Origin of the sequence: Agromyces aureus, assembly GCF_001660485.1 — a bacterium.
Taxonomy (GTDB): Bacteria; Actinomycetota; Actinomycetes; order Actinomycetales; family Microbacteriaceae; genus Agromyces; species Agromyces aureus.
Genome location: NZ_CP013979.1, coordinates 3015579 through 3037821 on the forward strand (window position 1 = coordinate 3015579; position 22243 = coordinate 3037821).

At 70.0% G+C, this 22243-nt stretch carries 21 protein-coding genes; 3 read left to right on the forward strand and 18 right to left on the reverse strand.

What is annotated here, in order from left to right; all coding sequences use genetic code 11:
- Window positions 1–16: 16 nt before the first annotated feature.
- From ATC03_RS13530 to ATC03_RS13580, 11 genes are all read right to left on the reverse strand, one after another.
- Window positions 17–913: a F0F1 ATP synthase subunit gamma gene (locus ATC03_RS13530; RefSeq protein WP_067878069.1), complete on the reverse strand. Its 897-nt coding sequence runs from the start codon at window positions 911–913 to the stop codon at window positions 17–19.
- A gap of 47 nt (window positions 914–960) precedes the next feature.
- The gene (atpA, locus tag ATC03_RS13535) at window positions 961–2601 is read right to left on the reverse strand and encodes a F0F1 ATP synthase subunit alpha (protein ID WP_067878082.1); all 1641 of its coding nucleotides are present in this window, start codon (window positions 2599–2601) and stop codon (window positions 961–963) included.
- Between the two features lie 77 nt (window positions 2602–2678).
- Complete coding sequence (locus ATC03_RS13540) at window positions 2679–3476, reverse strand: F0F1 ATP synthase subunit delta (RefSeq protein ID WP_067878085.1); 798 nt, start codon at window positions 3474–3476, stop codon at window positions 2679–2681.
- A 3-nt stretch (window positions 3477–3479) separates the two neighbouring features.
- Window positions 3480–4046, reverse strand: a complete 567-nt coding sequence (locus tag ATC03_RS13545; protein ID WP_067878088.1) for a F0F1 ATP synthase subunit B — start codon at window positions 4044–4046, stop codon at window positions 3480–3482.
- A gap of 28 nt (window positions 4047–4074) precedes the next feature.
- Complete coding sequence (gene atpE / locus ATC03_RS13550; protein ID WP_022888426.1) at window positions 4075–4308, reverse strand: ATP synthase F0 subunit C; 234 nt, start codon at window positions 4306–4308, stop codon at window positions 4075–4077.
- 45 nt (window positions 4309–4353) lie between these two features.
- Window positions 4354–5133 carry a F0F1 ATP synthase subunit A gene (atpB, locus tag ATC03_RS13555; RefSeq protein ID WP_227820101.1) on the reverse strand — a complete coding sequence of 260 codons (780 nt, stop codon included), beginning with the start codon at window positions 5131–5133 and terminating at the stop codon, window positions 4354–4356.
- A gap of 213 nt (window positions 5134–5346) precedes the next feature.
- Window positions 5347–5817 carry a hypothetical protein gene (locus ATC03_RS13560; protein ID WP_067878091.1) on the reverse strand — a complete coding sequence of 157 codons (471 nt, stop codon included), beginning with the start codon at window positions 5815–5817 and terminating at the stop codon, window positions 5347–5349.
- A gap of 103 nt (window positions 5818–5920) precedes the next feature.
- A complete protein-coding gene (locus ATC03_RS13565) occupies window positions 5921–7204 on the reverse strand; it encodes an MraY family glycosyltransferase (RefSeq protein WP_067878094.1) in 1284 nt (427 codons plus the stop codon).
- On the reverse strand, window positions 7201–8109 hold the full coding sequence (locus ATC03_RS13570) for an L-threonylcarbamoyladenylate synthase (protein WP_067878096.1): 909 nt from the start codon (window positions 8107–8109) through the stop codon (window positions 7201–7203). The genes ATC03_RS13565 and ATC03_RS13570 overlap by 4 nt, the downstream gene beginning before the upstream one ends.
- Window positions 8110–8232: 123 nt before the next feature.
- Window positions 8233–9054 carry an ABC transporter permease gene (locus tag ATC03_RS13575; RefSeq protein ID WP_067882204.1) on the reverse strand — a complete coding sequence of 274 codons (822 nt, stop codon included), beginning with the start codon at window positions 9052–9054 and terminating at the stop codon, window positions 8233–8235.
- Window positions 9055–9059: 5 nt separating this feature from the next.
- Entirely contained in the window at window positions 9060–10013 is a 954-nt protein-coding gene (locus ATC03_RS13580) for an ATP-binding cassette domain-containing protein (RefSeq protein ID WP_084003744.1), read from the reverse strand.
- 140 nt (window positions 10014–10153) lie between these two features.
- Here ATC03_RS13580 and ATC03_RS13585 point away from each other — a divergent pair, with 140 nt between their 5' ends.
- Window positions 10154–11146: a TetR/AcrR family transcriptional regulator gene (locus ATC03_RS13585; RefSeq protein WP_067882207.1), complete on the forward strand. Its 993-nt coding sequence runs from the start codon at window positions 10154–10156 to the stop codon at window positions 11144–11146.
- Between the two features lie 82 nt (window positions 11147–11228).
- On the opposite strand, the gene prmC is transcribed toward ATC03_RS13585, so the two are convergent.
- Window positions 11229–12101 (reverse strand): peptide chain release factor N(5)-glutamine methyltransferase, encoded by an 873-nt coding sequence (gene prmC / locus ATC03_RS13590; RefSeq protein ID WP_067878101.1) that lies wholly within the window; start codon window positions 12099–12101, stop codon window positions 11229–11231.
- 107 nt (window positions 12102–12208) lie between these two features.
- On the opposite strand from prmC, the gene cysK reads away from it, so the two are divergent.
- Together cysK and epsC are read left to right on the forward strand one after the other, a co-directional pair.
- Window positions 12209–13144, forward strand: coding sequence for a cysteine synthase A (gene cysK, locus ATC03_RS13595; protein ID WP_067878104.1), 936 nt, complete (start codon window positions 12209–12211; stop codon window positions 13142–13144).
- 4 nt (window positions 13145–13148) lie between these two features.
- Window positions 13149–13727, forward strand: coding sequence for a serine O-acetyltransferase EpsC (epsC, locus tag ATC03_RS13600; protein WP_067878107.1), 579 nt, complete (start codon window positions 13149–13151; stop codon window positions 13725–13727).
- A 151-nt stretch (window positions 13728–13878) separates the two neighbouring features.
- Here the strand turns inward: epsC and prfA are convergent, their stop codons facing one another.
- The 6 genes from prfA to lysA form a co-directional block, all read right to left on the reverse strand.
- A complete protein-coding gene (gene prfA, locus ATC03_RS13605; RefSeq protein ID WP_067878110.1) occupies window positions 13879–14955 on the reverse strand; it encodes a peptide chain release factor 1 in 1077 nt (358 codons plus the stop codon).
- 7 nt (window positions 14956–14962) lie between these two features.
- Complete coding sequence (gene rho, locus ATC03_RS13610; RefSeq protein ID WP_074401051.1) at window positions 14963–17173, reverse strand: transcription termination factor Rho; 2211 nt, start codon at window positions 17171–17173, stop codon at window positions 14963–14965.
- Between the two features lie 253 nt (window positions 17174–17426).
- Window positions 17427–18386, reverse strand: a complete 960-nt coding sequence (gene thrB / locus ATC03_RS13615) for a homoserine kinase (protein WP_067878113.1) — start codon at window positions 18384–18386, stop codon at window positions 17427–17429.
- A complete protein-coding gene (gene thrC, locus ATC03_RS13620; protein ID WP_067878116.1) occupies window positions 18383–19480 on the reverse strand; it encodes a threonine synthase in 1098 nt (365 codons plus the stop codon). Before thrC ends, thrB begins: the two co-directional genes overlap by 4 nt.
- Window positions 19477–20787 carry a homoserine dehydrogenase gene (locus tag ATC03_RS13625; protein WP_067878119.1) on the reverse strand — a complete coding sequence of 437 codons (1311 nt, stop codon included), beginning with the start codon at window positions 20785–20787 and terminating at the stop codon, window positions 19477–19479. Before ATC03_RS13625 ends, thrC begins: the two co-directional genes overlap by 4 nt.
- Window positions 20784–22208 (reverse strand): diaminopimelate decarboxylase, encoded by a 1425-nt coding sequence (lysA, locus tag ATC03_RS13630; protein WP_067878122.1) that lies wholly within the window; start codon window positions 22206–22208, stop codon window positions 20784–20786. The genes ATC03_RS13625 and lysA overlap by 4 nt, the downstream gene beginning before the upstream one ends.
- Window positions 22209–22243 lie beyond the last annotated feature (35 nt).

The window sequence follows — 22243 nt, forward strand, 5'->3', positions numbered from 1 at the left end:
TCTCTTTTCTGAGTTGCTACTTGGCGGCGACGAGCGCATCGGCGCCGCCCACGATCTCGGAGATCTGCTGCGTGATCTCGGCCTGGCGTGCGTTGTTCGCAAGGCGGGTGTAGTCGGTGATGAGCTTGTCGGCATTGTCGCTCGCCGACTTCATCGCCTTCTGGGTCGCCGCATGCTTGGCCGCGGACGACTGCAGCAGCGCGTTGAAGATCCGGCTCTCGATGTAGACCGGAAGCAGCGCGTCGAGCACGGTCTCCGCGTCGGGCTCGAACTCGTAGAGCGGCTCGATCTGCGCGTTCGCCTCGGCGACGCCCTCGACCACCTCGAGCGGCAGGAGCCGCACGACCGAAGGGGTCTGGGTCATCATGCTGACGAAGCGGTTGTACACCACGAAGATCTCGTCGACGCCGCCGTCGGACGCATCCCGGAGGAACGCCTCGAGCACCGCGTCGGAGATCTCCTTCGCGAGGTCGAAGTCGGGGTTCTCCGAGCTGCCCACCCACTGCTGCTCGAACTCACGACGACGGAACGCGAAGTATCCGACCGCCTTGCGCCCGACGAGGAAGTAGTTGACTTCCTTGCCCTCCGAACGGAGCAGCTCACTGAGCTGCTCCGCCTCACGGAGCACCTGCGAGTTGAACGCACCGGCGAGACCGCGGTCCGACGTGAGGATCACGACGGCCGCGCGCTCGATGCGCTCGGGCTCGGTGGTCAGCACGTGGTCGACGTTCGAGTGCGTCGCGACCGCCGAGACGGCACGCGTGATGGCTCGCGAATACGGCGACGACGCGGCCACACGAGCCTGCGCCTTCTGGATGCGCGAGGCGGCGATGAGCTCCATCGCCTTCGTGATCTTCTTCGTCGTCTGGGCAGACTTGATCTTCTGCCGGTAGACCCGAAGTTGCGCTCCCATGTCTCTCCTGTAGTCCTAGAGTCGATCGATCAGTCGTGTCGAGGCGCTCAGCGCTTCGACTTGACGACCTGCTCCTGGTTGACGGATTCGGCGTCGATCGGCTCGAACTGCTCCGAGCCCACGGATGCGAGCGGCTTGCCCTCGCCCGTCTGGAACTCGAGCTTGAACTTGTCGACCGACGACTCGAGGGTCGCAACGGTCTCGTCGGAGAGCACGTTCGTCTCGCGGAGGTCGGTCAGCACCGAGGTGTTGCGGCCGAGGAAGTCGAGCAGCTCGCGCTCGAAGCGCAGGATGTCTTCGACCGGGACCTCGTCGAGCTTGCCGTTGGTGCCGGCCCAGATCGAGACGACCTGCTCCTCGACGGGGTACGGCGAGTACTGCGGCTGCTTGAGCAGCTCGGTGAGGCGGGCGCCACGCGCGAGCTGACGACGGCTGGCCGCGTCGAGGTCGGAGGCGAACATCGCGAACGCCTCGAGCGAACGGTACTGGGCGAGCTCGAGCTTCAGCGTGCCCGAGACCTTCTTGATCGACTTGACCTGCGCGTCACCACCGACACGCGAGACCGAGATGCCCACGTCGACCGCGGGACGCTGGTTGGCGTTGAACAGGTCGGACTGGAGGAAGATCTGGCCGTCGGTGATCGAGATCACGTTGGTCGGGATGTACGCCGAGACGTCGTTCGCCTTGGTCTCGATGATCGGGAGACCCGTCATCGAGCCGGCACCGAGCTCGTCGGACAGCTTCGCGCAACGCTCGAGCAGACGCGAGTGCAGGTAGAAGACGTCACCGGGGTACGCTTCGCGTCCCGGCGGACGGCGGAGGAGCAGCGACACGGCGCGGTAGGCCTCGGCCTGCTTCGACAGGTCGTCGAAGATGATGAGGACGTGCTTGGAGTCGTACATCCAGTGCTGGCCGATGGCCGAACCGGTGTAGGGGGCGAGGTACTTGAAGCCCGCGGGATCGGAGGCCGGGGCCGCCACGATCGTGGTGTACTCCATGGCACCGGCGTCCTCGAGCGCGCCCTTCACCGAGGCGATGGTCGAGCCCTTCTGGCCGATGGCGACGTAGATGCAGCGAACCTGCTTGTTGACGTCGCCGGAATCCCAGTTGGCCTTCTGGTTGATGATCGTGTCGATCGCGATGGCCGTCTTACCGGTCTGGCGGTCGCCGATGATCAGCTGACGCTGGCCGCGGCCGACGGGGATCATGGCGTCGATCGCCTTGATGCCGGTCTGGAGCGGCTCGTGGACCGACTTGCGCTGCATGACACCGGGAGCCTGGAGCTCGAGGGCGCGACGGCCTTCGAGGCCCGTGATCTCACCGAGACCGTCGATCGGGTTGCCGAGCGGGTCGACGACACGGCCGAGGTATCCCTCGCCGACGGGGACCGAGAGGACCTCGCCCGTGCGGGTCACCTCCATGCCCGCTTCGATGCCGGTGAACTCGCCGAGGACGACGACGCCGATCACGTCTTCCTCGAGGTTCAGCGCGAGACCCAGCGTGCCGTCCGCGAAGCGGATGAGCTCGTTGGCCATGACCGAGGGCAGTCCCTCGACGTGCGCGATGCCGTCGGCGGCATCGGTGACGTATCCGACCTCGGTCTTCTGCGCCGTGCCCGGCTCGTAGGCCGCGGCGAACTCCGTGAGAGCCGTACGGATCTCATCGGGGCTGATGGAGAGTTCTGCCATTGTCTTTTCCTTTTCTGTACCGGTTGTACAGCTACTGGTGTGTCACGGCGCGGGACGCCGGTCGGTGTCGTCCGGCGTCAGCCGGCAAGCTTCTGCCTCAGCGAGCTGAGGCGAGAGGCGACGCTGCCGTCGATGACGTCGTCGCCGATCTGCACGCGGACCCCACCGAGCACGGCGGGATCGACGATGGTGTCGAATCGGATACGGCGACCCGCCTTGACGGCGAGTCCCTGCTCGAGTCGCGCCAGCTGAGCGGAGCTCAGCGGCACGGCGGTCGTGACGGTCGCCACCTGGAATCCGCGCTGATCGGCGAGGACGCCGGCGGCGGCGCGAAGCATCGCGCCGATGCGGCGTCCGCGGGGTGAGAGCACCAGGTGGCGCACGACGACGAGCGTCGCCGGGTCGGCCTTGCCTGCACCGAGCAGTCGCTCGACCAGTCGTGCCTTGGCGTCGTTCGCACCGAGCTTGGAACCGAGCGAGAGCTCGAGTTCCGCGTCGGAGGCGACCGCGCGCTCGAAGGCGAACAGCTGCTCGTCGAGCTCGACGCCTTCGCCTGCGGCGTCGGCCGCGACCCGAAGGCCCAGCTCCTCGACGCCGTCGAGGAAGTCGGCATGGCTGGACCACCGCTGCGATGCCGCAGCCGTGAGCAGCGTCACCGCGCCCGGGACGATGCGACCGCCGAACACGCTGGAGACCAGCGCGCCCTTCTGCGCAGCGTCGGCTTCGGTGTCGGTGAGCGCGGTGCGCAGGTGGCCCGAGCCGGCGATGAGTCGAACCGCGGCGAGGAGGTCCTCGGCGACCGACAGGTCGGCCCGGCCCGACGACGCGAGCTCGGCTCGCGAGGCGGCCAGGGCCTCTCTCGTTGCGCTACCCATGGATTACTTCGTCTCCCCTGCGGCGGCCTTCTCGGACGCCTCGAGGTCGGCGAGGAACCGGTCGACCACGGCCTGCGCCTTCTGGTCGTCGGTGAGCGACTCGCCGATGACGCCGGAAGCCAGGTCGATCGCGATGGTGCCCACCTCGGAGCGGAGCGAGACGAGCGCGGACTGGCGCTCGGCCTCGATCTGCGCCTGCGCGCTCGCGGTGACGCGAGCGGCTTCGGACACCGCGGTGTCCTTGGCCTCGGCGACGATCTTCTTGCCGTCTTCACGAGCGGTCTCGCGGATCTGACCGGCCTCGGCGCGCGCATCGGCGAGCTGGGCGGTGTACTCCTCGAGGGCGGCCTCGGCCTTGCGCTGGGCCTCGTCGGCCTTCGCGATGTTGCCCTCGATCGCTTCGCCGCGCTCATCGAGCATCGTCTGGACGCGCGGGAGCACGTACTTCCAGAAGAAGATCAGGATGATGACGAAGCAGACCGACGACCAGAGGATGTCGTACAGCTCGGGAATGACCGGGCTGTGCGTCTCGCCACCCTCGGTCGCAGCGCTCAGTACTGCATGGAGCACGTTGGCCTCCTCAGTTGCGGCGGGTGGATCAGACGAAGATGAAGTAGGTCGCGATGCCGATGAAGGCGAGCGCCTCGGTGAAGGCGATACCGATCCACATCAGGACCTGGAGGCGGCCGGCCAGCTCGGGCTGACGAGCGACGCCCTCGATGGTCTTGCCGACGACGATGCCCACGCCGATGGCCGGGCCGATGGCTGCGAGGCCGTAGCCGACCGTCGCGATGTTGCCGTTGATCTCAGCGAGAACGGTGGTTGCGTCCACGTTGGGTTTCCTTTCCTAGGGATGTTTCTGGGCGGGTGCCCGGGCTCAGTGCTCTTCGGCGACCGCGAGCTGGATGTAGACCGCGGTGAGAAGGGTGAAGACGTATGCCTGCAGGAAGGCGACGAGGATCTCGAACAGCGTGAACGCGAACCCGAAGGCGAGCGTGCCGGCGCCGACGAGGGTCCACCAGCCGCCGAGGGAGAAGACGAAGAACTGCGTGGCTGCGAAGAAGAGCACGAGCAGGAGGTGACCGACGATCATGTTCATCATGAGTCGCAGGGTCAGCGTGACCGGACGGATCACGAAGGTCGAGAGGAGCTCGATCGGCGTGACGATGATGTACACCGGCCACGGAACACCCGAAGGGAAGAGGGAGTTCTTGAAGAAGTTCTTCGGGCTCTTCTTGACACCCGCGTAGATGAACGTCACGTAGGACACGATCGCGAGGACCAGCGGCACGCCGATGACGGAGGTGCCGGCGATGTTCAGGAACGGGATCACGCCCGTGATGTTCATGAACAGGATCATGAAGAACATCGTCGTGAGGATCGGCAGGAATCGCTTGCCGTCCTTCTTGCCGAGGAGATCCTCGGCGACGTTGACGCGCACCAGGTCGAGACCCATCTCGAGCAGGCTCTGGAACCGACCGGGCACGATGCGCAGGTGGCGCGTGCCGAGCCAGAAGACCAGGAGCAGTGCCGCGACCGCGACGAAGCGGACGAGCATGATGCGGTTGATCTCGAACGGGGTGTCTTCGAAGAAGAGTGCTCCCGGGAAGAATTCGTCGATCGACGGCCCGTGGAATTCACCATCGTTGGTTGACATCGGAACCAGAAGGTTCAGAGCGTTAGCTAGCAGCGCTATCTCCTGTTTCGGGGCGTGGAGCTCGGCTCTCGCGACGACGAACATCGGAACGGTCTCACGCACATGCCGAAGCAGGCGTTTACCGGGGGGATCTCCATTACTCTAGCAAGACTTCGGGCATCGGACGAATCGCCGACCGCGTCTCAGCCGACATTTTCGACAACGCGTCGAAAATCAGTCCTCTCGAGGCGCCGGAGGCAGCTCGACGTCGCTGACATGCGGCATCCGGGACTTCGTGATGACGACCACGTCGACGACGAGCGAGGCCAGCACGCCGGCCACCAGGCTGAGGAACAGCACGGTCGTGTCGAGCCACGCGGCGTCGCGCAGCAGGACGACGAGCACGATGAAGACGATGAACTTCAGCAGCCAACCGCCGAGCACGATGCCGAAGAACGCGCCCACGAAGAGGTCGCTCGAGGCGAAGCGGTTCGCGGTCAGGATGGTCGCGGCCGTGATGCCCATGAACACGACCGCCATCGCCGTGCCGATGAGCGCCCCGATGAGCCCTTCACTGCCGGCGAAGACGTAGCCCAGCACCCCGCTCACGAGGAGCAGCGCCGCGGCGACGATGCCGCCCCAGACCAGCGCTTGGCGCAGGACGGGGTTCGAGGTGGGCGTGTTGTCAGGTCGTGCGTCGTTCATCAGGCTCCAAGTCGTGGGTCGCCCGATTGTACCGATGCGTCCTGAGCCGAATCTGTCGGCGGTGCCGAGGGCCGCGTCCGCGCCGGAGGCTCGGAACCGCTGCCTACGAGGCGGGCGGCGTCTGCGGGGCCTGCCTCGCCTGCGCCGGGGCATCCGTCGCCTGCGGAGCGTCGACGACCGCGATCGCGCCGGTCTCGAGCTCGTCGAGGTGCGGAGCCATGGGCGCGGCGGACGTCGCCTCTGCGGCCACCGTCAGGCGCTTGCGCCGCCCGAGGGGCGCGAGCGTGACGATCGCGCACGCGACGAACCCGACGCCCAGCAGGAGGAACGCCCATCGGGCGCTGATGCCGAAGTACACCGGGAAGACATACGTCAGGAGGCATCCGATCGAGGCGACCGCGGTCCAGCCGTAGAAGATGAGCACGGCGTTCAGGTGCGAGTGCCCCATGTCGAGCAGTCGGTGGTGCAGGTGCTTGCGATCGGCCGCGAACGGCGACTTGCCCGCGCGCAGGCGCCGCACCACGGCGAGCCCGAAGTCGAGCAGCGGGATGAGCAGCACGATCACCGGCAGGATGATCGGGATGAACGCGGCGAAGAGCTGGTTGAACCCGACGCCGGCGGGGTTCAGCTGGCCGGTCACGGCGATCGCGGAGGTCGCCATGAGGAGTCCGACGAGGAGCGCCCCCGCGTCGCCCATGAAGAGCTTCGCGGGCCGCCAGTTGAGCGGCAGGAAACCCGCGCACGCACCGACGAGGATGATCGCGATCATCGAGGCGAGGTTGAAGTAGTTCGTCGGCGAGGTCTGCTGCACGAGCAGGTAGGTGTAGACGAAGAACACGCCGTTCGAGATGAGCGAGACGCCGGCGACGAGCCCGTCGAGGCCGTCGATGAAGTTCACGGCGTTCATCACGAGCACGATCACGAAGACCGTGAGCGTCGCGAACATCCAGGAGGATCCGACGAGGATGCCGCCGATGGGCAGCGAGACGATCGAGACGCCCTGCCAGGCGATGAGGCCCGCGGCGATGAACTGGCCGGCGAGCTTCGTGGTCCAGTCGAGGTCCCAGATGTCGTCGGCGACGCCGATGAGCACGATGAGCAGGGCGGCGCCGAGGATGGCGAGCACCTGCGTCGGGTCCTGGAAGATGATCGCGACGTTCGCGAACCGCGTCGGGCCGAGGCTCGAGACGAACCACGCCGCACCGAAGGCGACGAGGATGCCGAGGAACATCGCGATGCCGCCGAGCCTCGGCGTCGGTCGCGTGTGCACGTCGCGCTCGCGGATCTTCGGGTAGAGCCGGTACTTCAGGCTCAGCTTCCACACGACGAACGACCCGACCAGGGTCACGAGCGCGGCGATGATCGCGAGCGCGAGGAACAGGGTCATGAGGCGGCGGCACCGGTCTCGTCGTCGGATGCCGCGGGCAGGTCGGCTGCGGACGGCTTCGCGTCGCGATCGGCGGGCGCGTCGGCGCTCACGGCGTCCGGCGCGGGCTCGGCCTCAGACGCGGGCTCGGGCGCGGACACGTCGCTGCTCCCGGCTTCCGGCGCGGGCGCATCGGCGTTCGCGGCCTCCGTCGCAGGCGCGACCGGCTCCACGGCAGGTGCGAGCAGCTCCTCGCCGACGACGGCGGCGATGCGCTCGCGCGAGATGACGCCGGCGCGGACGATGCGGATCGTGCCGCTGCCGTCGGTGAGCCCGGTGGCGTCGATGATGGTCGACGAGGTGTCGCCGGCACGTTCGCCGATCGCGTCGTAATCCGAACCGGCCGGTCCCCCGTCGAGGTAGACGGCGACGGACTCGCCGAGCATGACCTCGGCGTCGGCGGCCGTCGTGGCCGCGGGCTCGCCGCTGAGGTTCGCCGACGAGACCGCGAGCGGCCCGGTCTCGGCGAGCAGTTCGAGGGCGAAGCGGTTGTCGGGCATGCGCAGGGCGACCGTGCCCCGGGTCTCGCCGAGATCCCAGGTGAGCGATGGCTGCGCGTGCAGGATCACGGTGAGTCCGCCCGGCCAGAACTCGGCGACGAGGTCGCGCACGGGCTCCGGCACCTCGCGGGCGAGCGCATCGAGCGTCGGGATGCCCGGGATCAGCACGGGCGGCGGCGACGTGCGCTCGCGCCCCTTCGCCTCGAGCAGTCGCGTGACCGCGGCGGCGTCGAACGCGTCGGCGGCGAGGCCGTAGACGGTGTCGGTGGGGATCACGACGAGCTGGCCGCGGCCGATCGCTCCGCGTGCGAGGCGCATGCCCGTGAGCAGCTGGGATTCGACCGAACAGTCGTAGATGGCAGTCATGACGCGGTCGATTCTAGACCAGCCGGCCTCGGGGTTTCGGGCCGTGCACCACGCGGACGGCGGATGCCCCGTGCGCGGCCGGCACGCGGCATCCGCCGTTCGGATCGTCGTCGGAGGTGCGCGTCAGCGCCGACCGGCCTTGCGTGCGAACAGCCAGGCCCCCCAGACCGCGGCGACGACGATGATCGCGACGCACCAGCCCACCGCCCACCAGGCCTGGTCGCCGAGCGGGGCATCGGCGAGCAGCGCCCTGATGGTCTCGATCACGGGGGTGATCGGCTGGTGCTCGGCGATCGGCCGGAGCCACTCGGGCATCGTGTCGACCGGGACGAACGCGCTCGAGATGTAGGGCAGGAAGAGCAGGATGAAGCCGTAGCCGCTCGCCGCCTCCGGCGTGCCCGCGGCCAGGCCGATCGCCGCGAAGAGGTAGGTGATCGCGAGGATGTAGAGCGCGACGAGGCCGAAGACCGCGACCCACTCGAGCGGCGTCGCCGATGGCCGGAACCCGACGAGCAGGCCGACGCAGATCACGACCGCGGTCGCGACGAGGTTGCGCACGAGGCTCGCCACGACATGCCCGGTGAGCACCGCACCGCTCCGGATCGGCATCGTGCGGAAACGGTCGATCACGCCCGTCGTCATGTCGCGCGAGACCGAGACGGCCGTCGACGATGCGCCGAACCCCGCGCAGAGCAGGATGATGCCCGGCACGACGTAGTCGACGTAGCCCCCGGTGGGGTCGATCGCGTTGCCGAAGATCCACGTGAACATCAGCATGAGCATCACGGGCAGCATGACGGCCATGAGCATCGATTCGACATCGCGCACCGAGTGACGGAAGCTGCGCCCGATGAAGACGGTCTCCGCGGTCAGCGCCCCGATGCGCGGGCGTTCGCCCACGGACGTGGCGGCGGTCGGCCCGGCGGCGTGGGTGACGGTGGTCATGGTGCTCACTTCGCTTCCTGCAGTTCGGGTGCGGATGTCTCGGGGGCGGACGCCTCGGGGCCGGATGCCTCGGGGTCGGATGTCGCATCGCGGCCGGTGATGGCGAGGAACACGTCGTCGAGGCTCGGCCGCCGGATCGCCACCGTCGCGCCGGCCGCCGCCGCTCCTGGCAGCAGGTCGATACGCTCGACCGCGGCGCGGAGGCCGTGCACGGTGCCGTCGGTCGGCAGCTCGGCGAGCACGGAGCCCGACTCGTCGCGGAGTTCGACCACCTCTCCCCCGATGCGCGCCTTGAGCTCGTCGGCCGTGCCCTCGGCCGCGATGCGCCCGTGGTCGAGCACCGCGATGCGGTCGGCCAGGCGGTCGGCCTCCTCGAGGTACTGGGTGGTGAGGAACACCGTGGCGCCGTTGTCGGCGAGCGAGCGGATGACGGCCCAGAGCTCCTGCCGACTGCGGGTGTCCAATCCGGTCGTCGGCTCGTCGAGGAAGATCACGGGCACGGCGACGACGAGGCTGAGCGCGAGGTCGAGCCGCCGCCGCATGCCGCCCGAGTAGGTGCCGACGCGCCGGCCCGCGGCATCCGCGAGGTCGAAGCGTTCGAGGAGTTCGGCGGCCCTGGTTCGTGCGCCATGGGCGGACAACCCCGAGAGCCGACCGAGCATGACGAGATTCTCGGTGCCGGTGAGCACCTCGTCGACCGCAGCCGACTGGCCCGTGAGGCTGATGCGGCGACGCACCTCGTCGGGTCGGGCGAGCGCGTCGTGCCCGGCGACGGACACCGTGCCCTCGTCGGGCCGCACGAGCGTGGTGAGGATGTTGACGGTCGTCGTCTTTCCGGCTCCGTTGGGGCCGAGCAGCGCGAAGATCGTGCCGACGGGCACGGCGAGGTCGAGCCCCGCGAGCACGTCGGTGCGACCGAAGCGCTTGCGGAGCCCGTGGGCTTCGATGGCGAGTGGCATGGTGTCTCCGATCGGTCCGGTCTGCGTCTCGGCGACCCCGGCGGGCATCTGCGTGCGGCGCAAACTGTTTAGGTCATCTACAGTTGTATAAGTAATACACAGTTCTAGACTGTCGTCAACACCGACACGAACGGATGTCCATGAACGAGCAGCGGCCCGACCCCGAACTCCCCCGCGGCGTCGCCCTCGCCTGGGGTGTCGCCGCGCACCCGCAGCGAGGCCCGAAGCGCGAACTCTCGATCGAGCGCATCGTCGAGGTGGCCATCGAGATCGCCGATGCCGAGGGCCTCGCCGCCGTGTCCATGAGCCGCGTGGCCACCACGCTCGGGTTCACGACCATGTCGCTCTACCGCTACGTCACGAGCAAGGACGACCTGATCCTGCTCATGCAGGAGGCTGCGAGCGAGCTGCCCGTGCCCGACGCGAGCCTCGAACGCGGCTGGCGCGACGGCATCACCGCGTGGGTGCTCGGCATCAGGGCCGGATACGAGGCCCACCCGTGGCTCGTCGACATCCCGGTCTCCGGCGCCCCGATCACGCCCAACGCGCTCATGATCGTGGACTGGTTCCTGCGGGAGGTGCGCGACCTGCCGCTCAGCGACGGCGAGAAGATGTCGAGCCTGCTCATGTTCACCAGCTATGCGCGCGCCACGAGCGCGCAGGACCGGGACATCGCCCGAGCCGCCGCGGCGACGGACCAGGCCGAGGTGACCGGCGAGCGCTACCTCTCGACGCTCACCGAGTTCGTCACGCCAGAGCGGTTCCCGTACCTCGCGCCCCTGTTCCTGGGCGGCGGCTACGTCGAGGAGAGCGCGGCAGACGGTCCGTCCGCGCCCAACACCGCCGACGACTTCGTGTTCGGCCTCCAGCGCATGCTCGACGGCATCCAGACGTACGTCGAGCAGCACTCCGACGGGCTTCCGGCTGCTCCCGCGCCCCTGCCGCCGTCACTCGAGCCTCCGCGAGACAAGGCGGTCCGCGAGGCGGCGAAGCTGCGTCGCGAGGCCGAGCGGGCGCTGCGAGAAGCGCAGAAGCGGGAGCGCGAGGCGGTCAGGGGCGCGCGCGAGCGAGCCGAGCGCGACCGGGAACGCGCCGAACGGGAGCAGGAGCGGGCGGCGCAGCGAAAGGGCTGAGTCGGGCGGATGCCGCGGGCGGGCGCCCGTGGTGCGCAATCCGTCTCAGCGGGCGTCGCGTCTCAGCGGGCGTCGCTGCGCCTCAGCGGGTCGCGGTCGTCGCCCGGTCGCGCCCGGTCAGGTCGCGGTGGTGCGAGATCGCCCGCCAGCCGTCGGTGCGCAGCAGATCCGCGATCGCCGCCGACTGCGTCTCGAAGTGCTCGAACACGAGCGTGCCGCCGGGGTGCAGCAGCGCGAACGCGCGCACCGAGAGCGCCCGGATCACGTCGAGCCCGTCGCCACCGCCGTAGAGCGCGACATCCGGATCGTGCACGAGCACCTCGACGTCGCGCGGCAACTCGGCCGCGGGCACGTAGGGCGGATTCGACACGACCACCGAGACCCGGCCGTCGAGCTCGGGCAGCGCGTCGGCGAGATCGCCGACGACGAGCTCGACCGCGACGCCCGTCTCGTCGATGTTGCGCCTCGCCCAGACCGCTGCCTCGGGTGAGATCTCGACCGCGTGCACCCGCGCGTGCGGCACCTCGGTCGCGAGCGCGAGCGCGAGCGCGCCGCTGCCCGTGCCGAGATCGACGGCGATCGGCGACGCGGCCGGCACCGCACGCAGGGCGTCGATCGCGAGCTGGGCGACCGTCTCGGTCTCGGGCCGGGGCACCAGCACGCCGGGGCCGACGAGCAGGTCGAGGCTGCGGAACGGCGCGCGCCCCGTGATGTGCTGCAATGGCTCGCGCGCCGCCCGGCGATCGACGAGCGCCGCCAGCGCGGCGGCATCCGCCTCGTCGAGCTCGCCGCCCATGATCAACCGGGCCTGCACGCCGCCGCGCGAGAGGTCGAGCACGTGCCCGAGGAGCAGCTCGGCGTCGACCTCTGCGTCGGGCACGCCCGCGGCCGTCAGGCGCGAGACGATCGCCTCGCGCACCGCCCTGACCGAACGATCGCCGGCGGGCCGCGGCATCCGTGCATCCATGAAATGGAATGTAATGCACGTGACCGTGAGGAACCCCCCGCCTAGGCTTGACGACGGCGTTCGCTGCCGCACCCACACCCGAGAGGAAGCCCCCAATGGCCCAGATCTTCGACAACATCACCGAGGCCTTCGGTCGCACGCCGCTCGTGCGCCTGAACCGCATCAGCGAGGGTGCGGGCGCCACCGTGCTCGGCAAGCTCGAGTTCTACAACCCCTCCGCGAGCGTCAAGGACCGCCTCGGCATCGCCATCGTCGACGCCGCAGAGGCCTCCGGCGAGCTCGCACCCGGCGGCACCATCGTCGAGGGCACCAGCGGCAACACGGGCATCGCCCTCGCCATGGTCGGCGCGGCGCGCGGCTACAACGTCATCCTCGCGATGCCCGAGACCATGTCGGCCGAGCGCAAGGCGCTCCTCAAGGCCTACGGTGCGCAGCTCGTGCTCACGCCCGGCTCAGAGGGCATGAAGGGCGCCGTCGCGCGCGCCGAGCAGATCGTCGCCGAGACCCCCGGTGCGGTGCTCGCCAAGCAGTTCGCGAACCAGGCCAACGTCGAGATCCACCGCCGCACCACGGCAGAGGAGATCTGGGCCGACACCGACGGCGGCGTCGACATCTTCATCTCGGGCATCGGCACGGGCGGCACCATCTCTGGCGTCGGTCAGGTCCTCAAGGAGCGCAAGCCCGAAGTGCAGATCATCGGCGTCGAGCCCGAGGAGTCCCCCATCCTCAACGGCGGCGCCCCCGGCCCGCACAAGATCCAGGGCATCGGCGCGAACTTCGTGCCCGAGATCCTCGACCGCGAGGTCTACGACGAGATCTTCGACGTCAACATCACGCAGGCCGTCGCCACCGCGCGCCGTCTCGGCACCGAAGAGGGCATCCTCGGCGGCATCTCGTCGGGCGCCACCGTCTACGCCGCGATCGAGGTCGCCAAGCGCCCCGAGAACGCCGGCAAGACGATCGTCGTCATCCTCGCGAGCTACGGTGAGCGCTACCTGTCCACGGTGCTGTACGAAGGTCTGCTTGACTGACCGGGTGAGCTTCTTCTCCCGACTGAAGGAAGACCTCGCGACCGCTCGTGCGCACGACCCCGCCGCACGCAGCGATCTCGAGGTCTTCCTCGTGTACTCCGGCCTGCACGCGGTGTGGGCCTCCCGCCTGACGCATCGACTGTGGCGCGCGGGGTTCCGTTTCCCGGCGCGCGTGATCTCGCAACTCACGCGCTTCACCACCGGCATCGAGATCCACCCCGGCGCGACCATCGGGCGCCGCTTCTTCATCGATCACGGCATGGGCGTCGTGATCGGCGAGACCGCGATCATCGGCGACGACTGCATGCTCTACCACGGCGTCACGCTCGGCGGAAAGGCGCCGCGGCACACGCCGCCCGGCACCAAGCGGCACCCGACCCTCGGCGACGGCGTCACCATCGGCGCCGGCGCGAAGGTGCTCGGCGACATCACGATCGGCGAGTGGAGCGCCGTCGGCGCCAACGCCGTCGTGACGCGCAGCGCTCCCCCGCACTCGTTGCTCGTGGGCGTGCCCGCGACCGCTCGACCGTTGAGCGCCGCGGCCGCCGATTCGTCGCGCGGCGTGCACGACTGGCACATCTGACCACGAACGGCACGTCTGACGAAGAGCCGTTCGACGCCGAGTACGACGAAGGGGCGGATGCCGCGGCATCCGCCCCTTCGTCGTGTCATCACGGTCTCGTCACCGCGGTCTCGTCACCGCTGAGGCGGCGTGACGTGCGTCGACTCGTGCGTCAGCCTTCGGCGAGACCGGCGAGCTGCGCCTCTTCGTCGGCCTGGATGGCCGACTCGATGATCGGCTCGAGCGCGCCGTTCATGACCTGGTCGAGGTTGTACGCCTTGTAGCCGGTGCGGTGATCGGCGATGCGGTTCTCGGGGAAGTTGTACGTGCGGATGCGCTCCGAACGGTCCATCGAGCGGATCTGCGACTTGCGGGCATCGGATGCCGCGGCGTCGAGCTCCTCCTGCTGGCGCGCGAGGATGCGGGCGCGGAGCACGCGCATGGCGGCCTCGCGGTTCTGCAGCTGCGACTTCTCGTTCTGCATCGACACCACGATGCCCGTGGGCAGGTGGGTGATGCGCACGGCCGAGTCGGTCGTGTTGACCGACTGGCCGCCGGGACCCGACGAGCGGTACACGTCGATCTTGAGGTCGTTCTGGTTGATCTCGACCTCTTCGGGCTCGTCGACCTCGGGGAAGACGAGCACGCCGGTGGTCGACGTGTGGATGCGCCCCTGCGTCTCGGTCACGGGCACGCGCTGCACGCGGTGCACGCCGCCCTCGTACTTCAGGTGCGCCCAGACGCCCTGCGACGGGTCGGTCGCGTTCGACTTGATCGCGACCTGCACGTCTTTGTAGCCGCCCAGGTCGGACTCGTTCTGGTCGAGGAGCTCGACCTTCCAGCCCTTCGACTGCGCGTACTGCATGTACATGCGCAGGAGATCGCCGGCGAAGAGGGCGCTCTCGGCGCCGCCCTCGCCGCCCTTGATCTCCATGATCACGTCGCGACCGTCATCGGGGTCGCGCGGGATCAGGAGTCGCCGGAGCTTCTCCTGAGCCTGCGCGAGGCTCTCCTCGAGCGCGGGCACCTCTTCGGCGAACGCGTCGTCCTCCTTCGCGAGCTCACGCGCGGCGGCGAGGTCGTCCTGCGCCTCGTGCCAGGCCGAGTTCGCGGCGACGATGCGGCTGAGCTCGGCGTAACGCCGGTTCACCTTCTTCGCACGCGCGGCGTCGGCATGCAGCGCCGGGTCGGCGAGCGCCTCCTGGAGCGCGCCGTGCTCGGCGAGCAGGCCCTTGACGGATTCGAACACGGATGCCTCAGCGGTGGTCGTGCTCGTTCGCGTGCGATGCCCCGTGGCCGTTGGCCCCCACCGGCATCGACTTCTGCATGAGCATCAGGAACTCGACGTTGGACTGGGTCTCCTTCAGGCGGCCCAGCACGGCCTCGAGCGCGGGCTGCTGGTCGAGGCCCGCGAGGGCACGACGCAGCTTCCACGTGATCTTGACCTCGTCGGGGCTCAGCAGCATCTCCTCGCGGCGGGTGGACGACGCGTTGACGTCGACCGCCGGGAAGATGCGCTTGTCGGCGAGCTGGCGCGAGAGGCGGAGCTCGGAGTTGCCGGTGCCCTTGAACTCCTCGAAGATGACCTCGTCCATCTTGGAGCCGGTCTCCACGAGCGCGGTCGCGAGGATCGTGAGGGATCCGCCGTTCTCGATGTTGCGCGCTGCGCCGAAGAAGCGCTTCGGCGGGTAGAGCGCCGAGGCGTCGACGCCGCCCGAGAGGATGCGGCCCGAGGTGGGTGCGGCCAGGTTGTAGGCGCGGCCCAGGCGGGTGATCGAGTCGAGCAGCACGACGACGTCGTGGCCGAGCTCGACGAGTCGCTTCGCACGCTCGATGGCGAGTTCGGCGACCGTCGTGTGGTCTTCGGCCGGACGGTCGAACGTCGAGGCGATGACCTCGCCCTTGACCGTGCGCTGCATGTCGGTGACCTCTTCGGGGCGCTCGTCGACGAGCACGACCATGAGGTGGACCTCGGGGTTGTTGATCGAGATGGCGTTCGCGATCTGCTGCAGCACTATCGTCTTGCCCGCCTTCGGGGGCGCGACGATGAGGCCGCGCTGGCCCTTGCCGATGGGTGCGACGAGGTCGATGATGCGCTGCGTGAGCTTGGTGGGCTCGGTCTCGAGGCGCAGGCGCTCCTGCGGGTAGAGCGGCGTGAGCTTCTGGAACTCGACGCGCGCGCCCGACTCCTCGATGGTCTGGCCGTTCACCGAGTCGACCTTGACGAGGGCGTTGTACTTCTGGCGGCTGTTCGACTCGCCGTCACGCGGCTGCTTGATCGAGCCGACGACCGCGTCGCCCTTGCGCAGGTTGTACTTCTTGACCTGGCCGAGCGAGACGTAGACGTCGCTCGGGCCGGGCAGGTAACCCGTCGTGCGCACGAACGCGTAGTTGTCGAGCACGTCGAGGATGCCCGCGATGGGGATCAGCACGTCGTCGTCGAGGACCTCGGGCTCGAGCTCGTCGCCGCCGGTCTGGCCGCGACGCTTGCGGTCGCGGTAGCGGTTGCGACGGCCGCCGTCGGCGTCGAGCGCCTCGGCGTTGCCGCCTCGGCTCTGCTGACCCTGCTGGCGGTTCTCGCCGCCCTGCTTGGCCTCGGCGTCGGCGCCCTGGCGCTCGCGCGGCTGGCGGCCGCCCTGCTCGTCGGCCTTGCGCGGCTCGGCGTTGCCGTTGCCGCCCTGGCCGTTGCCGTTCTGGGTGTTGCCGTTCTGGGTGTTGCCGTTCTGAGCGTTCTGCCCGTTCTGACGACCCTGGCCCTGCGCGTCGGCGCCCTTCTGCGCGTCCTCGCCCGTGCGCTCGGCGCGCTCGCGCTCTCCACCGCGGCGACCGCGGTTGCGGCTGCGACCCTGGCGGGGCTGGTCGGCTGCCTGCTCGCCCTCGGCGTCGGCCTGGGGGGCGCGGCCGGCCTCGCCGGTCGCGGCCGCGAGCTCCTCGCGCACGGCGGCGCGGGCGGCCTCGCGGGCCTCGTCGCTGTCGGTGCCGGATGCCGCGGGCACGAGGTCGACGCCGGAGGCGCCGGCGTTCGCGTGCTGGGCGGCCGCAGTGGTCGCGCTCGTTGCGCGGCGCGGCTGGCGACCCTGACGGGTACGCGCCGGAGCGGCGGGCGCCTCGGGCTCGGCGGCGGGCGCCTCGTCGACCGGCGCCTCGACGGGCGCGGCTGCGACCTCGTCGGCGGCCGGGGCCGCCGCCTCGGCGACGGCTGCGGGGGCCTCGACGGCCTCGGCGACGGGGGCCTCGGCGGCGGGAGCCTCGACCGGCGGCGCGTCGACGGCGTCGGGCGTCTCGACGTCGGGGGCCTCGCCGATCTGGTGGGCCGAGATCAGGTCCACGAGCTCGCCCTTGCGGCGCTTGGAGGCGCCGGAGATGCCGAGCGAGGCGGCGAGCTCCTGGAGTTCGGCCACCTTCAGGGTGGTGAGTCGGGTGCGGTTCGCCGCGCTCAGTTCAGCGTGGTCGGATGCGTTGGTCACTTGGGTATGTTCCTTTCCCCTGGTCGCAAGATATGCGGACCCAGAAGAGCTGGTCGCTGACACGTCAGAGGTCATGCGCGGAGGCGCAGACGTGCGCGAGCGAGAAAGCAATGATTGCCGGGAATTGCACGATGCGACGTTGAACGCGAACAGTGCGTCGCTCGTCGGGTGCGCTCCAATGCTATCACCAGACGAGCCATGCGCCGATTCGTGACGCGCCCTGTGGAGAACGAAACGGAGAACAGGCTCCCGCTCAGTCGGCCACGGGCGTGACGGTGGCTCCCAGGAAGTCGACCGCGAGCGGCAGCGGCTGCCACGCCGTCTCGGCGGACTCCTCGACGAGGCGCACCGCCTCGGCGCGTGCACTCGGGTCGCTCGCCAGCACCAGGATCGACGGTCCGGCGCCGGAGACGACGGCCGGGTGACCGGCCGCGCGGAGCACCCGGATGAGCCGATCGGTCTCGGGCATCGCCTGAGCCCGGTAGTTCTGGTGCAGCTTGTCTTCGGTGGCCTGCAGCAGCAGCTCGGGGCTCTGGATGAGGGCCGCGATGAGCAGGGCCGAGCGCGACACGTTGAACACGGCGTCTTCATGGGGCACCGACTGCGGCTGCAGCGATCGCGCGAGCGCCGTCGACATCTCGTGCTCCGGCACGAGCACGAGCGGCGAGACGCCGCGGTGCACGATGAGCTTCTTGTGGCGCGGACCCTCGGGCGTGACCCACGCGATGGTGAGTCCGCCGAAGAGCGCGGGAGCGACGTTGTCGGGGTGCCCCTCGAGCTCGGTCGCGATCTCGAGGAGGTCGTCGGCGCTGAGCTCGACGACGCCCTCGAGGAGCCCGGATGCCGCGACCACGCCGGCGACGATCGCCGCACCCGACGAGCCGAGACCTCGGCCGTGCGGGATGGTGTTGTGCGCCACGAGGCGGATCGACGGCATCTCCACGCCGACTCGCGAGAACGTGTGCGCCATGGCGCGCACCACGAGGTGCGTCTCGTCGAGCGGCACCTCGCCCTCGCCGACGCCGTGCACCTCGATGTCGTGGGCCGCGGCATCCGTCGCCTCGATCTCGAGCTCGTCGTAGCGAGCGAGCGCGAGGCCGAGCGTGTCGAAGCCGGGGCCGAGGTTCGCACTCGTCGCGGGCACCTTGACGCGCACGCGACGGCCGACGAGGTCGACCGGGCCCGTCGACGCCTGGGGCACGGTCACGCTCATGAGGCGAGTCCGAGCACCGCGGCGATCTGGGCCGTGTCCACGGGAACGATCGTGGGCTGCACGTCGGAGCCGTCCGCCGTGCGCAGGGCCCACTGGGGGTCCTTGAGGCCGTGGCCCGTCACCGTGAGCACGACGCGCGCGCCCGCCGGGATGACCCCCGCGGCCGAACGCTCGAGCAGGCCGGCGACCGAGATCGCCGATGCGGGCTCGACGAAGATGCCGACCTCGGCCGAGAGGATGCGCTGGGCCTCGAGGATCTTGTCGTCGTCGATGGCGCCGAAGTAGCCGTCGGTCTCGTCGCGCGCCGAGAGGGCGAGCTCCCACGAGGCCGGGTTGCCGATGCGGATCGCGCTCGCGATGGTCTCGGGGTGCTTCACCGGCTCGCCGCGCACGATCGGCGCGGAGCCCGAGGCCTGGAAGCCGAACATGCGGGGCATGCGCGTGGCGTTGCCCGCGGCGATGTCTTCACGGTAGCCGCGCGTGTAGGCGGTGTAGTTGCCCGCGTTGCCGACCGGGATGAAGTGGAAGTCGGGGGCGTCGCCGTGGGCCTCGACGATCTCGAACGCCGCGGTCTTCTGACCCTCGATGCGGTCGTTGTTGACCGAGTTGACGAGGTGCACCGGGTAGTTCGCCGCGAGGTCGCGGGCGATGTCGAGGCAGTCGTCGAAGTTGCCCTGCACCTGGAGGAGCTCGCCGTTGTGCGCGATGGCCTGGCTGAGCTTGCCCATGGCGATCTTGCCCTCGGGAACGAGCACGGCCGCCTTGATGCCGGCGTGCGCCGCGTAGGCCGCGGCCGACGCGGACGTGTTGCCGGTCGAGGCGCAGATGACGACCTTCGCCCCCCGCTCGACGGCCTTCGTGACGGCCATGGTCATGCCGCGGTCCTTGAAGGAGCCGGTCGGGTTCATGCCCTCGTACTTGACCCACACGTCGGCGCCCGTCCGGCGCGACAGCGCCGGCGCGGGCAGGAGCGGCGTGCCGCCCTCGCCGAGGGTGACGACCGGCGTGGCATCCGTGACGTCGAGACGATCGGCGTACTCGCGGATGACGCCTCGCCACTGACGGGACGTGGCCTTGGGGCTGGGCTGGTTCACAGTGTTCCTTCGACTCGGAGGACGGACGCGACGGATGCGACGACGGGATTCTCGGCGAGGGAGGTGACGGTCTCGGCGAGCGCGGACTCCGTCGCCTCGTGCGTCCCGATCACCAGCGTAGCCCGCTCGGAGCCACTGCTCACCGTCTGCTGGAGCTGCTCGACCGACACCCCGTGCTCGCTGAACACGCGGGCGATGCGCTCGAGCACGCCGGGCTCGTCGACGACCTCGAGCGTGATCGCGTAACGCGTGGTGATGCGGCCGATGTCGAACATCGGCAGCTCGGCGTGCGTGGACTCCGCCATGCCCGGGCCGCCGATGACGTGGCGACGGGCGATGGCGACGAGGTCGCCGAGCACGGCGGAGGCGGTCTGCACTCCCCCGGCGCCGGCGCCGTAGAACATGAGCGGGCCTGCGGCCGATGCCTCGACGAAGACCGCGTTGTTCGCGCCGCGCACCGAGGCGAGCGGGTGCTCGCGCGGCACGAGGGCGGGGTACACGCGGGCGGACACGCCCTCCTCGCCGGTCTCGGCGTCGACGAGGCGCTCGCAGATGGCGAGGAGCTTCACGACGAAGCCCGCTCGGCGCGCCGAGTCGACCTGCGCGGCGCTCACCCCGGTGATGCCCTCGCGGTGCACGGCCTCGACGGGCACGTTCGTGTGGAAGGCGATGCTCGCGAGGATCGCAGCCTTCTGCGCGGCGTCGTAGCCGCCGATGTCGGCCGTCGGGTCGGCCTCGGCGTAGCCGAGCTCGGTCGCGGTCGCGAGGGCGTCTTCGAGCGAGGCGCCCGTGGTGTCCATGCGGTCGAGGATGAAGTTCGTGGTGCCATTCACGATGCCGAGGATGCGCTCGACGCGGTCGCCCGCGAGGCTCTCGCGGAGCGGACGCAGGATCGGGATCGCCCCGCCGACGGCGGCCTCGTAGGAGAGCTGCGCGCCGACCTGCTCGGCGGCGGCGAACAGTTCGGGGCCGTGGGTCGCGAGCAGCGCCTTGTTGCCCGTGACGACGTCGGCGCCGGAGGCGATCGCCTGGAGCACGAGCGTGCGGGCGGGCTCGAGGCCGCCCATCAGCTCGATGACGATGTCGGAGCCGAGGATCAGCGCATCGGCGTCGGTCGTGAGGAGCGCGCGGGGCAGCTCGACGTCGCGCTCGGCATCGACGTCGCGCACGGCGATGCCGACGAGCTCGATGCGCGCGCCGATGCGCTGCGCGAGCTCGTCGCCGTGCTCGAGGAGGAGCCGGGCGACCTGCGAACCGACCGAGCCGGCTCCGAGGAGGCCGACCCGGATGGAGCGGTACTCGATCATGCGGTGATTCCTCCGGTGGAGTTCGGTGCGGTGCGCGTCGCGGTGAGGCCCGCGTCGCGCGCGAGCAGGTCGTCGACCGTCTCGCCGTGCACAATCACGCGCGCCCGGCCGTCGCGGACGGCGACGACCGGCGGGCGCGGAACGTGGTTGTAGTTGTTCGCGAGCGACCAGCAGTAGGCGCCGGTGGCCGCGACGGCGAGGAGGTCGCCGGGAGCGACGTCGTGCGGCAGGTAGTCGGCGTCGACGACGATGTCGCCCGACTCGCAGTGCTTGCCCGCGATGCGCACGAGCGCAGGAAGCTCGTCGGACACGCGGCCGGCCAGGCGCACCGTGTAGTCGGCGCCGTAGAGCGCGGTGCGGGCGTTGTCGCTCATGCCGCCGTCGACCGAGACGTAGTGCCGCCACCCGCCCTCGATCGGCACGGGCTTGACGGTGCCGACGGTGTAGAGCGTCACGCCGGCGGGGCCGATGATCGAGCGGCCGGGTTCGAAGGCGAGCTTCGGCACGGGCACCCCGTGGTCGCGGCACGCACTCGCCACCGCATCGGCGATGCCCTGCGCGATCTGCTCGATCGGCGTGGGCTCGTCGGCCGAGGTGTAGGCGATGCCGAAGCCGCCGCCGAGGTTGAGCTCGGGCAGCGGCGCGACCCGTGCGAGTTCGGCGTGCGCGGCGAGCAGTCGCTCGGCCGACTCGGCGAAGCCCGCGGAATCGAAGATCTGCGAGCCGATGTGGCAGTGCAGTCCGAGGAACTCGAGCGACGCGTGCGAGCGGATGCGCGTGCCGAGTTCGACGGCGCGCTCGAGCGAGACGCCAAACTTCTGGTCCTCGTGGGCGGTGGCGAGGAACTCGTGGGTCGAGGCGTGCACTCCGCTGTTGACGCGAAGGCGCACGCGCTGCACGCGTCCGGCCAGCGCAGCGGCCTCGGCGACGCGCTCGATCTCGATCTCGGAGTCGAGGATGATCGCTCCGACCCCCGCGCCGACCGCGCGTTCGATCTCGGCGGGCGACTTGTTGTTGCCGTGGAACCCGATGCGGGCCGGGTCGGCGCCCGCGGCGAGCGCGACCGCGAGTTCCCCGCCGCTGCAGACGTCGACCGCGAGGCCCTCGCCCGTGACCCAGCGCACGATCTCGCTCGAGAGGAACGCCTTGCCCGCGTAGTAGACGGTGACACCGGTGCCGACGGATGCCGCGGCGGATTCGAATGCGGCCAGCAGGCGGCGCGCGCGGGCACGGGCGTCGGACTCGTCGACCACGTAGAGCGGAGTGCCGTAGGTCGCCGCGAGCGTCTCGGCGTCGACGCCGCCGATGACGAGGCGCCCGGCGTCGTCGCGATGCGCGCCGATCGGCCAGACCTGCTCGGCGAGGGCGTTCGCATCGGCGGGCGCTTGCAGCCATCCGGGGACTGCGGTGGTCGTTGCCACGGGGAAACCTTCAGGGACGTGGTGGATCGAGAACC